Source organism: Providencia sp. PROV189, from assembly GCF_028480065.1.
GTDB classification, from domain to species: Bacteria; Pseudomonadota; Gammaproteobacteria; order Enterobacterales; family Enterobacteriaceae; genus Providencia; species Providencia stuartii.
Genome location: NZ_JAMPOG010000003.1, coordinates 155,565 through 168,597 on the forward strand (window position 1 = coordinate 155,565; position 13,033 = coordinate 168,597).

At 40.2% G+C, this 13,033-nt stretch carries 13 protein-coding genes and 1 riboswitch; of the genes, 6 read left to right on the forward strand and 7 right to left on the reverse strand.

Features of this window, described 5'->3' with window-relative positions:
- Positions 1-46: 46 nt before the first annotated feature.
- Positions 47-421, reverse strand: coding sequence for a hypothetical protein (locus PR833_RS02070; RefSeq protein ID WP_004920727.1), 375 nt, complete (start codon positions 419-421; stop codon positions 47-49).
- A gap of 354 nt (positions 422-775) precedes the next feature.
- Positions 776-1,012 carry a DinI-like family protein gene (locus PR833_RS02075; protein WP_004920724.1) on the reverse strand — a complete coding sequence of 79 codons (237 nt, stop codon included), beginning with the start codon at positions 1,010-1,012 and terminating at the stop codon, positions 776-778.
- Positions 1,013-1,663: 651 nt separating this feature from the next.
- Between PR833_RS02075 and PR833_RS02080 the strand changes: the two genes are divergently transcribed.
- Both PR833_RS02080 and yddG read left to right on the forward strand, forming a co-directional pair.
- Positions 1,664-3,121: an alanine/glycine:cation symporter family protein gene (locus PR833_RS02080; protein WP_004920719.1), complete on the forward strand. Its 1,458-nt coding sequence runs from the start codon at positions 1,664-1,666 to the stop codon at positions 3,119-3,121.
- A gap of 183 nt (positions 3,122-3,304) precedes the next feature.
- Positions 3,305-4,213, forward strand: a complete 909-nt coding sequence (yddG, locus tag PR833_RS02085) for an aromatic amino acid DMT transporter YddG (protein WP_004920715.1) — start codon at positions 3,305-3,307, stop codon at positions 4,211-4,213.
- Positions 4,214-4,239: 26 nt separating this feature from the next.
- Here yddG and brnQ read toward each other — a convergent pair whose 3' ends face one another.
- From brnQ to PR833_RS02100, 3 genes are all read right to left on the reverse strand, one after another.
- Positions 4,240-5,571: a branched-chain amino acid transport system II carrier protein gene (gene brnQ, locus PR833_RS02090; RefSeq protein ID WP_004920713.1), complete on the reverse strand. Its 1,332-nt coding sequence runs from the start codon at positions 5,569-5,571 to the stop codon at positions 4,240-4,242.
- 217 nt (positions 5,572-5,788) lie between these two features.
- Entirely contained in the window at positions 5,789-6,601 is an 813-nt protein-coding gene (gene yidA / locus PR833_RS02095; protein ID WP_272525848.1) for a sugar-phosphatase, read from the reverse strand.
- Between the two features lie 262 nt (positions 6,602-6,863).
- Positions 6,864-7,247, reverse strand: coding sequence for a helix-turn-helix domain-containing protein (locus PR833_RS02100; RefSeq protein ID WP_004920708.1), 384 nt, complete (start codon positions 7,245-7,247; stop codon positions 6,864-6,866).
- 623 nt (positions 7,248-7,870) lie between these two features.
- Between PR833_RS02100 and mgrB the strand changes: the two genes are divergently transcribed.
- The 3 genes from mgrB to PR833_RS02115 all read left to right on the forward strand — a co-directional run bounded on the left by mgrB (position 7,871) and on the right by PR833_RS02115 (position 10,023).
- On the forward strand, positions 7,871-7,981 hold the full coding sequence (gene mgrB, locus PR833_RS02105) for a PhoP/PhoQ regulator MgrB (RefSeq protein WP_376738365.1): 111 nt from the start codon (positions 7,871-7,873) through the stop codon (positions 7,979-7,981).
- A gap of 196 nt (positions 7,982-8,177) precedes the next feature.
- Positions 8,178-9,560, forward strand: a complete 1,383-nt coding sequence (locus PR833_RS02110; RefSeq protein WP_004920703.1) for an amino acid permease — start codon at positions 8,178-8,180, stop codon at positions 9,558-9,560.
- 52 nt (positions 9,561-9,612) lie between these two features.
- Positions 9,613-10,023 carry a GFA family protein gene (locus tag PR833_RS02115; RefSeq protein WP_036940567.1) on the forward strand — a complete coding sequence of 137 codons (411 nt, stop codon included), beginning with the start codon at positions 9,613-9,615 and terminating at the stop codon, positions 10,021-10,023.
- A 79-nt stretch (positions 10,024-10,102) separates the two neighbouring features.
- Here the strand turns inward: PR833_RS02115 and pagP are convergent, their stop codons facing one another.
- A complete protein-coding gene (pagP, locus tag PR833_RS02120) occupies positions 10,103-10,678 on the reverse strand; it encodes a lipid IV(A) palmitoyltransferase PagP (protein WP_014656133.1) in 576 nt (191 codons plus the stop codon).
- 274 nt (positions 10,679-10,952) lie between these two features.
- Positions 10,953-11,043, forward strand: a riboswitch (TPP riboswitch).
- Positions 11,044-11,095: 52 nt separating this feature from the next.
- Here pagP and thiD point away from each other — a divergent pair.
- Complete coding sequence (gene thiD, locus PR833_RS02125) at positions 11,096-11,893, forward strand: bifunctional hydroxymethylpyrimidine kinase/phosphomethylpyrimidine kinase (protein ID WP_004920698.1); 798 nt, start codon at positions 11,096-11,098, stop codon at positions 11,891-11,893.
- A 46-nt stretch (positions 11,894-11,939) separates the two neighbouring features.
- Here thiD and fbaB read toward each other — a convergent pair whose 3' ends face one another.
- Positions 11,940-12,989: a class I fructose-bisphosphate aldolase gene (gene fbaB, locus PR833_RS02130; protein WP_036940565.1), complete on the reverse strand. Its 1,050-nt coding sequence runs from the start codon at positions 12,987-12,989 to the stop codon at positions 11,940-11,942.
- Between the last annotated feature and the right edge of the window lie 44 nt (positions 12,990-13,033).

Sequence of the window (13,033 nt, forward strand, 5' to 3'; positions counted from 1 at the left end):
GTGCCCAGTTTCGATAGAGACTGGGTACATTTTTATAGATTGATGCTTATTTCGTTTTGTTCAACAGAAGCTCAGTTTGGATTTTGCAAGCGGAGATTGAGTCATTTAGCGATTTCGCGAATTCGTCCTGGCTCTTAAAGCTACCTTTATTATCGCGGATGGTTTTAATGACAACAGCCAAGTTCTTTTGTAAATCAGCTTCGTTTGTCTCTAATTTAGCGAGATCAACATTTTTACTTTTTAGCTGAGTAAGTGCATCTGCTGCTAATTCGTTGCTGCTTTTATCTGAACGATAGGCATCATTGAGTGTTTGGCCTGTAATATCACAATAATCAATGGCAGTTTGGCTAATATTTAGTGGTTCATTAGCGCCTAGTGCGATAATCGGTGTAAAGCATACAGCAAGTAAAAGACGTTTCATGGCAGTACCTCTAGTTTTACACTAAATGAATTTTAACTTTATCGGATAATAGACAGAGACTATAGCAGAATAGGCCGAAAAGAGGGTGTCCTAAGTATTATTTCGCATTTTGAAACAAAAAAGAGCCAGTAAAAACACTGGCTGCCATATTGAGCAAAAGCAATGTAAATTACGTTATATAATTTATCATACAACGGTAATAAGAAAAGCGGTTTTATGACTAAGATTAGCTTATTTTGTAACAAATATGATCTTGATCAGCAATTGCCATTATGGAGAGATGGAGGAGGAGAGAGTAACCAGCCTTTAATTTAATGAATATAAGTAAAGGCTGGCTAAAACATAGGCGAATAATTATTTTGACCAATGCCCATGATGGAGAACGTCTTCAACTAATTCATGAAGAACGATATGAGCTTCTTTGTCATCATGAAAACCAGAAGTTTCAAATGTAGTTGCTCCAGTATCATGAATAATATAGAGATCGCTACCTGGATAAACTTCTAATACCCTTGCTCTTAGTTCTGAAGCAAATGCGTCATAAAGGCTTTGGGATACAGCATCATCAGAGATTTTAATGGTGATTTTCATTTTTTAACCTTAAATAGGGTTTCGATTTAATTGTAAATTTTATGGTGATGTATAAATAGAAGCAATAATCATTTTTCAATGCTCTTTTTACGATGTTTTTTTTAAATGTTCTATTTGCTTGTTTAATAAACAGTTTGAGGGTATTCACCCTTAATATAAGGCGATAAATTTATTGAATAATAAACTGAATATGTTGGTGAAATTAAATTATTCATTTTATTAGTAGAGCAGGAATTATTAATAATAAAGAAATATGTATTTATAAAAGGGAATAATATAAGATTTTGATTATTATATAACCAAGTTGGTGAATAAAGCGATAATATCATAAAATCAAATGATTAACTTTATGAGTTCACTCTTGTTGTGAGTGCAATTTGTTGATTTTAAATCAAAAATATTATCTAGCACACATCTTTATATTAGGTGTTTATATAACAAATATCAATCTTAAAATTTAAACTTAAAAAATGTTTTACACGGAAGATAAAAAAATATAGTTTTATGACTCTTTGTTTTGTATTTCATTGTGCACGTTTAGGGATTGGTTTCTTATAATCGAAAGGGTGCTTGGTGAGATGAAACATTACAAAGATTATCATTAATTATACAGCGATCTTTATTTACATATAATAAAGTAAGGGGAATGGTTTGGTAGAAATCGTAAATTATCTAAACGACATTGTTTGGGGGTCGCTCCTCATCTATTTATTACTTGGCGTAGGTGTTTACTTTACACTTCGTACAGGATTTATTCAGTTTCGCCATTTTGGTCATATGTTTGGTGTTTTAAAAAATAGTAATCAAGCCGATAAAGCAGGGATATCGTCTTTTCAAGCATTGTGTACCAGCTTAGCGGCTCGGGTGGGAACAGGGAACTTAACCGGTGTTGCCATTGCGATAACGGCAGGAGGCCCTGGAGCCATTTTTTGGATGTGGGTGGTTGCGATGTTAGGGATGGCAACCTCATTTATTGAATCAACCCTCGCTCAATTGTACAAAACAAAAGATGACCAAGGAAATTATCGAGGCGGTCCTGCCTACTATATGCAAAAAGGGTTAAACCGCCGTTGGATGGGCGTGTTATTTTCCATCTTTTTAATTATTGCATTTGGATTGGTATTCAATGCCGTTCAAGCAAACTCAATTGCACAAGCAACTGCTGTAGCATTTGATTTTAACCCTCTATATGTTGGCATTGCGCTTGTGGTGATGAGTGGTGTTGTTATTTTTGGCGGATTAAAATCAATTGCAAAGGTTGCTGAGCTAATCGTTCCTATTATGGCATTGGCTTATTTACTGCTAGCATTTTGGGTACTTGGACATCATATTGAACGCTTACCTGACGTCTTTATGATGATTATCCGCAACGCTTTTGGGTTACAGGAAGCGGCAGGGGGGGCAATTGGTTACGGTGTTGCTCAAGCGATGACTCAAGGTATCCAGCGCGGGTTATTTTCGAATGAAGCGGGGATGGGGTCTGCACCGAATGCAGCCGCTTCTGCCGCTCCATATCCCCCACATCCTGCTTCACAAGGTTATGTGCAAATGCTGGGTGTTTTTATGGATACGATTGTTATTTGCAGTGCGACGGCGATCATTATTCTCTCGTCTGGTGTACTTGAAAACCCAATGGATAAAATCAGCGGAATTGAATTAACGCAGCAGGCCTTGTCATCTGTCGTGGGAAGTTGGGGGTCAACCTTTATCGCAATCGCAATCTTTTTCTTTGCATTCACTTCAATTATTGCCAACTATGCTTACGCAGAGAGCAATATGATATTCTTAGAAAATAATCACACCGCAGGTTTGCTTATCTTGCGCCTAGCTGCATTAGGCATGGTGATGTTTGGTGCCTTAGCCGAGATGCCATTGATATGGAAAATGGCGGATTTATCGATGGGGCTGATGGCAATTACTAATTTAATTGCCATCTTGCTACTGTCTGGTATCGCGTTTAAATTAACCAAAGATTATAACTTGCAAAGGAAAGCAGGAAAAATTCCTACATTTGATATTGCTCAGCACCCTGAATTAAAAACGCAGGTAGAAGAGGGGATTTGGGATAAGGAAAATGTAGCCCAGTGGGATAAGCAAAAATCTATTTAATCATCATAAAAATAAGAGTCATGTCATTCTGGCTGGCTCTTATTTCCCTTTTATTGACGCCGATGTCAGCTAGCCCATTTTCACTCAATTTAATAAAGGTTATCAATAATACTTGCTTTCTAATAGGCTGAGCTTTAAGGTTTTTCTCATAAATTCAAAACTAACGGTTAAATTGAGTAAACAATGAAATTAGGGCAACATGCAGCAACATTTTATGGCGTAGTCTCTATTTTACTGTGGAGTACGATTGTTGGTTTAGTGCGAAGTGCGAGTGAAAACTTTGGTGCTGTTGGTGGAGCCGCATTAATTTATAGCCTTGGTACTGCCATTCTGGTTGTATTTATGGGGTTTCCCAAAATTCGTGCTTATCCTAAGCGCTACTTAATTTGGGGAACATTACTCTTTGTTAGTTATGAAATGTGTTTTGTATTAGCTCTGGGGTTGGCAAAAGACCGACAACAGGCTATTGAATTAGGGATGGTGAATTATTTATGGCCCAGCTTTACGATAGCATTAGCTGTTTTGTTTAATCGCCAGCGGTTTACTCTATTGCTTGGTATTGGGCTACTGTTAGCATTTGCTGGGTTAATATGGGTCATTTCGGGTGATCAACCTATTTCAGTCGCGGCAATTGCGGATAATATTTCAAGTAACCCATTAAGTTATTTACTCGCTTTTATTGGAGCTGTCCTCTGGGCGTTTTATAGCAATGTGACTAAGCGTATTTCTGGGGGGCATAATGGAATGGTGCTATTTTTTCTACTCACTGCGATAGGGTTATGGATACTTTTTGCGTTTGAACCTAATAAGCAATTCAATATTTCATGGCACAGTATCACATTGCTGTTAGTGGCATCCTTAGCAACAGGCGGTGCGAATGCGTTATGGACGCTCGCTGTGATCCGAGGCAATGTCGCTTTATTAGGTACGTTATCTTACTTTACACCTGTCATATCAACGGCGTTTTCGTCAATTCTATTAAGCACTGCGCTGACATTAGGTTTTTGGCAAGGAGTGGTAATGGTAACTCTTGGGTCGATTATCTGCTTTCTTGCAACTCGGCGGCCATCTAAGGTAAAAAGCGCCCAATAAAGTAGGGCGCTATCGTTGGTAATTAATTATGCTTTTTCATCGGTTAATTGCACGGTTTTGTTGCAAAAGAGGTTGCCAACAAACAGTGAAATTATGAAAGCGATAACACCCGGTATCAACCAGCCCATACCTTGTTCAAATAGTGGTAAGTTTGAAACAAGGAAGCCCTTCACATTATCACTTAGCAACGTCATATTATTTAATGTATCTAATAGGCTCATAAAGACGATAACAGCGATAGTAATACCGTAAGTGACTCTTGGTGCAGCCATATAACGTCTTGCAAATTGCAGGAATACAATGGTGACCGAAGATGGGTAGATCATTAATAGCGCAGGAATAGTCACTCTTAATAATGTGTCTAGGCCGAAAGTAGAGACAATGGTGGTCAGCAATGTGAAAAAGACCACCCAAAAACGGTAACCTAAGCGATGGTGGAAAGTCGCAAAGTAGTCAGCACAAGCACTCGTTACGCCAACAAGGGTTGTCATGCTAGCTAATAAGACAATCCCACACATGATCCATGTGCCAATTGAGCCGAATAATGTATCCACGTAACGTGAGAATATTTGACCACCATTGGTTGCTGTATTGGCTACAAGTTCACTGGTTGCGCCAAGATAGAATAAGCAAATATAGAGTGCAGCGAGTAAGCTAACAGAGATTAAGCCTGCTTTGATGGTAATAAAAGCCACTTGGCGAGGCTGAGTGATATTTTTTGATGCTAAAGCACGAGCGACAATCCCACCAAAGGCCATGGCAGATAGCACGTCCATGGTTTGATAGCCATCAATTACCCCACCAAAAAAGGCATAATCGGCATATTGTTTTACTGGTGCATTAATCGGAGATAATGGCTCTGCCACCACAGCGATCCCGACCACAACCAATAGAATAAGCAAGGCTGGGGTCATAAACTTGCCGATTGCGCTGATCATCGTGCCTTGTTTAAGCATAAAGAACAAAGAGCACACGTTAAAAATCAAGGCAAAGGTAAGGTGTGAGGTGGTGCTTTTTTCAATGAAACCTAATGGAATGAAGCCCATTTCAAAAGCCGTATTTGTCACCCTTGGCATCGCAAAGGTTGAACCTACAATTAAGTATAGCGCCACCCAAAAAATGACAGCAACCCACTTAGGTAAATCCACAGATAGGCGCTCACCACGGCCTTTAACGGCGACGGTAACCAGAGTCATAAAGGGCAGGATAACACCCGTAATAATAAAGCCAAGCGATGTGCTGAACCAATCTGTACCCGATTGGTAGCCTGCCATAGGAGGGAAAATAATGTTTCCTGCGCCTAAAAATAGCGCGAAGACCATCATCCCAAGAATTACCATATCTTTAGTCGAAAACATGTTACTACCTGTTTGTAATGTATATTTTGCAATGAATATTTTAGTATTACAGTATTTTTAAGGGGGCAGATAGTATCAAATTTAGAAAGCTAAGTAAGGTTTTAGTCATCCATTTGGCTTTTGGATGTAGGGAAATAGGGAAGGGAATGGGTAAACAAGCAGTCTGATTCTGTAAGATATGATTAATTGGCAGTGAATATCACTGCCAAAAAGACTATTATTGGTTAATAAATTTATTTAGCGCAACGGCGACACCGTCTTCGTTATTGGTGGCAGTGACAAATTTTGCAATATCACGAACGTTATCGATAGCATTTCCCATAGCGACGGGAAATTTGGCGTATTGCAGCATTTGTATATCATTATTTTGATCGCCAATACTCATGACTTTATCAGGTGTAATGCCGAGTTTTTCACAAATTAGCTGTAGTGCTGCGCCTTTACTTGCCGTTTTACTGGAGATTTCTAAAAAGTAAGGGCTGGTTTTTATGAGAGAATAACTTTCAAAAGTATCTTCAGGAATATAACTGATCCCAACGCTCAGCTTTTCAGGCTGGTCTATCATCATCACTTTAGTAAATTTGAGACTGGGATCCATTTCGTTTGCTGGACAATATACGAGTGGAGTATTTGTCAAATAAGCATCATGGACGGTGTAATGGCTAATGTGACGGTTGGCGGTGAACATGGTGTTTTGTGCAAGTGCATGCATATGCACACCAACATCGTTAGCGAGAGAAACAAAATATTGGTAATCCTCAAAATCGAGAAGGTTTTCAATTAAATGGGTACCATCATTGGCTTGATGTATCACACTACCATTATTGCTGATGCAATAATCTGATGCATTATCTAGCCCAAGTTCTTGAAGGTAGGGGAAGATCCCAGAAAATGGTCGCCCAGATGCAAGTACGACACGGACACCTTTATTTTTTGCCTGAATAACCGCCTCTTTAACAGCAGGGGTGATTTGGTGTTGAGAGTTGAGTAAAGTGCCATCTAAATCAATCGCTACCAGTTTGATAGACATCAACGCCTCCGGTTAATGATGTTTTATTGAAATACCTTACTCTATTTACACAAAATGTAAATTAGCTAAAAAAGAGCAATAACGAGAAACCGGTGCAACATGAGCCATTTTATCGTTCGCCACGATCTTAAAATGATTAAGTAAATGATTTTTGCCGCTTATTGATAACCTAACTGAGTTAGAAAATAAAACGGCATAAGTGACAATGGCTTATGGCATTGGGTGATGTAGGGGGAGGGGCCTCAACGCAAATAAGGCATCTTCACTCACCGTTATGGGTTAAATGCAGTGGCTCCTTTACATCTAAATCAATATCAACATTTTGTCTGAAATCAAACGGTGTAATGCCGTATTCCTTCCTAAACATATAGGTAAAATGTGATTGTGAGCCAAATCCAAAGTCTAAGGCGATATCAAAAATAGACTGATCGCTATTTCTTAATAGGTTGACTGCACCCGCCAGTCGACGTTGGCGAATATATTTACCTAATGAAATCCCTGTGACTTCCTTAAAGATTTTCTGCATATGCCAGAGGGAGTAGCCTGAGTAGGCGGCAAGCTCTTCCAAATGGATAACACGACCTAAATGTTCTTCGATCCATTTGCTTAGAGCATCAACAAGTGCTAAGTGGTTGTCTTGTGGCATCTCGATTCAATTACTGAGGTCGTTGACCTTTTGGTGTTAGATTTTTGTTCAAAATACATCTGTTTTGTCGAATTGAGTCAACGAAAGCATTATTCCTCAATCACGTAATAGAAAACAATAGTAAAACAGATTGCATCCGAACCCCATAGGGCGAGTTTATACCCCTTTTAGCATGGTACAGCGATCTCGCATAAACGTATCTACCCAGCTTCATTTATTTAGAGATTAGCTAAGTATTTATTGGTAAGACTAAAAAATAAACACGAATAGCTAATGGGCTAAATAAGGTAGCTGAAGTATACACAACTTCATTTGATCATGACAAAGGCCGCTTGTGCGGTATTACGATTAAATTGATGAAAAAAAAGCCAATTAAACACAATTTTTGGCAATGAGTAGGAAAAATAAGCATAAAGACGAAAATTGACATGAACTGCTTATTTTCCTCAAATTTTATTCTGATGGCTGAGGTAACATTTGGCATCAAAACATAGTCTATTCGCCAATAGTATCATTCTGTTTATCTTAGCTTTACCGTAATTTATTGATAATTAATAATTATGGTGCTGTTTTTTTAAGGGAGAGTATTGTTGAAATACAAATTGATCATCGGTGTATGCATCGTGATAACCTGTATTTTTTTATATCTTTTAGCCATGGATAGCCTTTGCGACCAAGGTGGTGAAAATTTTATATTTGGAATATGTCAAATAACTGACTTGTTACCGTTTTGATTTTATCCTTTAATACGCCATACTGTGCGTCTTGCGCATCTTTATCAGATAACATCAATATTTAATATGATAAAGGCTCAAGATAGGGCAGAGTATGTGTTTCAGTAGTGTTAATAATAAAATTCAAATAAACTTGTATGCTTAGCTCAATCAATAGAGATAACAAGCAAGTACATAGGATGATAAGGGTAAAGTTATGGCGCAAGAGCAGCAAACGCTAAAGCGTGGATTAAAGAATAGGCATATCCAATTGATTGCTTTGGGAGGTGCCGTTGGCACAGGGCTGTTTCTTGGAATAGCAACAACCATCAAAATGGCAGGCCCTTCGGTATTGTTAGGGTATGCATTATGTGGGGTTATCGCTTTTCTGATCATGCGCCAGTTAGGGGAAATGATCGTTCAAGAGCCTGTTGCAGGTTCATTTAGTCACTTCGCATTTAAGTATTGGGGAGGCTTTGCAGGCTTCCTCTCCGGATGGAATTATTGGTTTATGTTTATCCTCGTTGGGATGACGGAACTGACTGCCGCGGGGAAATATATGCAAGGGTGGTGGCCTGATTTACCGATTTGGGTTTCTGCCATCGTCTTTTTTATCGTTGTAAATGCGGTCAACTTTATTAATGTGCGCGCTTATGGTGAAACTGAGTTCTGGTTTGCCTTAATCAAGGTGGTTGCAATTGTTGCGATGATCCTCTTTGGTTGTTATTTACTGTTTAGTGGGCGAGGTGGTTCAGAATCTGGGCTGTCTAACCTATGGGAATATGGCGGCTTCTTTGCTAACGATTTTCTTGGTTTATTAATGGCTCTTGCTATTATTATGTTTTCATTTGGTGGCTTAGAGTTGGTCGGGATCACCGCCGCAGAAGCTGAAAAACCTGAACAAAGCATTCCTAAAGCGATTAACCAAGTTGTTTATCGTATCTTGATTTTCTATATAGGCTCGATATTAATTTTATTGCTGTTGTACCCATGGGTTAAATTAGATAACGATACAAGCCCATTCTATATCATCTTCCATAATTTAGGTGATGCTCTGGTCGCCAACGCATTAAATGTGGTTATGTTGATAGCGGCGCTGTCCGTTTATAACAGCGGCGTATACTGTACCAGCCGTATGCTATTTGGCCTTGCTCAACAAGATAATGCACCTAAGTTTCTGGCGAAAGTCAATAAAGGTGGTGTACCTATTATGGCATTAATTGTTTCAGGTATTGTGACTTCGGTAGGTATCTTGATCAATTTTGTGATGGAAGGGAAAGCCTTTGTATTTTTAATGTCATTAGTCGTGACAACGCTAGTCATTAACTGGATTATGATTTGTATTTCTAACTTAAAGTTTAGAGCGCAAATGAACAAGCAAGGTATTGAAACTAAGTTTAAAAGTATCTGGTATCCGTTCGGCAACTACTTGTGTCTCGCTTTCTTGGCATTGATCTTGATTGTGATCTTGATGATGGAGAGTTTGAGAATTTCTGTACTGATTATGCCATTATGGATAGGCGTCCTGTGGATTGGCTATCAATTCTCAGGTGCGAAAAAACAAGGAATGGCGAAAAAGAAGGCATCGACAGCTAATTAATTAGCACTCATATCAATTAGTGTAATTATTCAATACATTGATAGGAGACACTATGGATACACGGTTTGCTCAGTGCCACTGTGGCAGCGTTAAATTCAAAGTCACACTATCCGATGGATTGAATACCGCAAGAAGATGCAATTGCTCCTACTGTCGTATGAGGGGAGCAATTGCGGTCTCTGCTCCGTTATCAGGTATTGAAATTATCGAAGGCAAAGATAAATTGACGGAGTATCGTTTCAATACACGCCAAGCCGCCCACTTTTTCTGCTCAATGTGTGGCATTTATACCTTTCATCAACGACGTTCAAACCCTGAACAGTATGGGGTCAATGTGGCTTGCCTAGAGGGTGTTTCACCTTTTGATTTCGAGACAGTCAATGTGATGGATGGCGTAAATCACCCAAAAGATGGCGGTGGTGGCGTTATCGGGTATTTAACTTATCGGAAAGTTGCTGAATAACTTCATTTAAACAATAAAATAGCCAGTGACAGAGCGTTGTGACTGGCTATTTTTTTAGGTGCTTAATAAAAGGTTGGTATTACCATTGCCAACGTAACCAAGCAAAGAGCACGTTACCGTTGTTATATGTTCCAGGGATATAGGTTGCTTGCAGTGCTAATCTGTCATACTCCATAGAAACTAATGGAAGAGGAAGTGGCAGCGGGATGTAATAATAATCATCACGCGCGGTTACACTCAAGGTGAAGCCAGCCCCCATTTTAAAACCGTCTAGTTCCCCAGGGATCCACATTTTTTGATAAGCATAGCCCGCAATTGGCTCTACTTTATTATGAGAGTCCATGAATGCCATAGCATATAGTGCATGCCAGTCATTGTCTTCATCATAGCGATATTTACCTAGCCCAAATCCCCATGGGGTTTCGTTATAACTATCGGTTTTCTCTTTATCGTAAGTAAAGCGGTTATGCCATGTTAAAACGGGAACATAGATATCGTATTGATTTGAATCCCAAGTGGTACTGACATTTCGGGTAAATTTATCCCATAGCCCCTCAGACTCCTTATCAGTAGAAGGGGATGAAGCAAAGCAGAAGGCGGTCATCATTAAGGCTGATGCCCCTACAACTTGCTGCAATTTTTTGTTAACTCTCATGGTAAATCCGACTCAGGTTAATGCATGTTTTGGATATTGTAGATTGAGGTAGTGAGCCAAAAATATCACTGCTCACGAAATGATTGTGCTCATTAATTATTTTAGATTACCTAGGTGCGATATAACAGCATTAATTGATATTTACTAATATTGGCAATAGTCTTAATTATTTAGATACTAATGCGAGTATTATTCGGTTTTTCCTGAATAACAGGCGTCAGCAAGTGGTGGATAGGCTGGTTTGTGGCAAGGAAAAATGCGATACTCTATAAGTATTTTTGGCTCGGGGCGTCGATAAAGACTGAGAAGCACCCGTATTACCTGATCTGGATAATGCCAGCGTAGGGAAGTCGGAAGCGTCAATGATAAACCTTCCAATAAGACCGCTCCTTACGTTGTGCTTAGGAGTGAGATTTCATGAGAATCAATGCGTTAACCATCGCGGGAACAGACCCATCGGGTGGAGCGGGGATCCAAGCAGATTTAAAAACCTTTTCGGCTCTTGGTGCTTATGGCACGAGTGTCATGACGGCGTTGGTGGCGCAAAATACCCGTGGTGTTCAATCAGTTCATGAACTCCCTGAGACGTTCGTGGCAGCACAACTTGAATCCGTACTCAGTGACGTACGCATTGACAGTGCTAAAATTGGCATGCTGTTCAATCAGAAGGTGATTGCGGTCGTTGCTCAGGCTTTAGAGCAGTACAACATCCCTCATGTGATTTTAGATACGGTCATGATTGCCAAAAGTGGCGATCCTCTACTACAGCCTGATGCCGTTGATGCAATGAGACGAAAGCTGTTGCCATTGGTATCATTGATTACCCCGAATTTACCTGAAGCTGCCTCGCTATTAGGTGAACACACTGCCAAAACAGAATCTCAAATGTTAAGTCAAGGGCATCGATTACTGGATATGGGGTGCCAAGCTGTTTTGATGAAAGGGGGGCATCTTAGCGACAGTGAAAGCCCTGATTGGTTAATAACTTCAGAAGGTGAATGGCGCTTTACCTCACCAAGAGTGAATACTCGTCATACACACGGTACGGGATGTACATTGTCTGCTGCACTCGCTGCATTAAGGCCACGCTTTAAGGATTGGCAACAGACTGTTCCGGAAGCAAAAGCTTATTTACAAGCGGCGTTAGAGCAAGCTGATAGCTTAGAAGTGGGGTCGGGGATTGGGCCGGTTCACCATTTTCATGCATGGTGGTGATGCATAGATTGAAAATGCCCTCGTATGAGGGCATATGCGAGGCGAATTAAGCGATAGTCACGTCTTTACTGAGGTAAACATCCTGTACGGCATTGATCAATGCCACACCTTCTTGCATGGATTTCTTAAAGGCTTTACGGCCTAAGATGAGCCCCATGCCGCCTGCACGTTTATTGATAACCGCAGTGCGTACTGATTCGCTCAGATCATTTTGTCCAGAAGCGCCACCTGAGTTGATAAGACCTGCACGACCCATATAACAGTTCGCTAATTGATAACGAACAAGATCGATTGGGTTATCGGTTGTGAGTTTGGTATACACGCGCTCATCGGTGTGACCAAAGCCAATCGCTTTATAGCCGCCGTTATTTTCAGCCATTTTTTGTTTTACGATATCCGCACCGATAGTTGCCGCGATATGGTTTGCTTGCCCCGTTAAATCGGCACTTGCGTGGTAATCAACGCCATCTTTTTTAAATGCGGAATTGCGTAAATAAGCCCATAGAACGGTTACCATGCCGAGTTCATGTGCTCGTTCAAATGCCGCAGAAATCTCTTCAATTTGGCGACGAGACTCAGGAGAGCCGAAATAGATAGTCGCACCGACCGCAACGGCACCCATTTCAAACGCTTGTTCAACACTGGCATATAAGGTTTGGTCGTATTGAGTAGGGTAACTGAGGGTTTCGTTATGGTTCAGTTTGACTAAGAAAGGAATTTTATGCGCGTAGCGGCGCGAAACGGCAGCTAAGACACCATAGGTAGAGGCTACGCAGTTACAACCAGCCTCAATCGCTAATTCAACTATATTTTTAGGGTCGAAATAGAGCGGGTTGGCAGCAAATGAGGCAGCGGCTGAGTGTTCAACGCCTTGGTCAACGGGAAGAATAGACAGATAACCGGTGCCAGCTAAGCGACCATGGTTAAATAAAGTCTGCATTGAACGAAGTACACTATTGGGGCGGTTATTATCGATCATCACACGGTCAACAAAATCTGAGCCAGGCAGATAAAGGTTTTCACGAGGGATAGTTTGGCAACGATGGTCTAAAAGAGTTGAAGCTTCGGAACCTAACAGCTTAGCGATATCAGTCATGACTTCCTCCATTTAACAAAAGTCTAGGGGATGTTAATCATAAA

Coding starts and splice junctions, on each gene's coding strand:
- yidA (WP_272525848.1), bottom strand. CDS start 6,601: ATGTCTATCAAACTGGTAGCGATTGATTTAGATGGCACTTTACTCAAC.
- brnQ (WP_004920713.1), bottom strand. CDS start 5,571: ATGTTTTCGACTAAAGATATGGTAATTCTTGGGATGATGGTCTTCGCG.
- thiD (WP_004920698.1), top strand. CDS start 11,096: ATGAGAATCAATGCGTTAACCATCGCGGGAACAGACCCATCGGGTGGA.
- PR833_RS02115 (WP_036940567.1), top strand. CDS start 9,613: ATGGATACACGGTTTGCTCAGTGCCACTGTGGCAGCGTTAAATTCAAA.
- PR833_RS02100 (WP_004920708.1), bottom strand. CDS start 7,247: ATGCCACAAGACAACCACTTAGCACTTGTTGATGCTCTAAGCAAATGG.
- PR833_RS02110 (WP_004920703.1), top strand. CDS start 8,178: ATGGCGCAAGAGCAGCAAACGCTAAAGCGTGGATTAAAGAATAGGCAT.
- fbaB (WP_036940565.1), bottom strand. CDS start 12,989: ATGACTGATATCGCTAAGCTGTTAGGTTCCGAAGCTTCAACTCTTTTA.
- yddG (WP_004920715.1), top strand. CDS start 3,305: ATGAAATTAGGGCAACATGCAGCAACATTTTATGGCGTAGTCTCTATT.
- pagP (WP_014656133.1), bottom strand. CDS start 10,678: ATGAGAGTTAACAAAAAATTGCAGCAAGTTGTAGGGGCATCAGCCTTA.
- PR833_RS02070 (WP_004920727.1), bottom strand. CDS start 421: ATGAAACGTCTTTTACTTGCTGTATGCTTTACACCGATTATCGCACTA.
- PR833_RS02075 (WP_004920724.1), bottom strand. CDS start 1,012: ATGAAAATCACCATTAAAATCTCTGATGATGCTGTATCCCAAAGCCTT.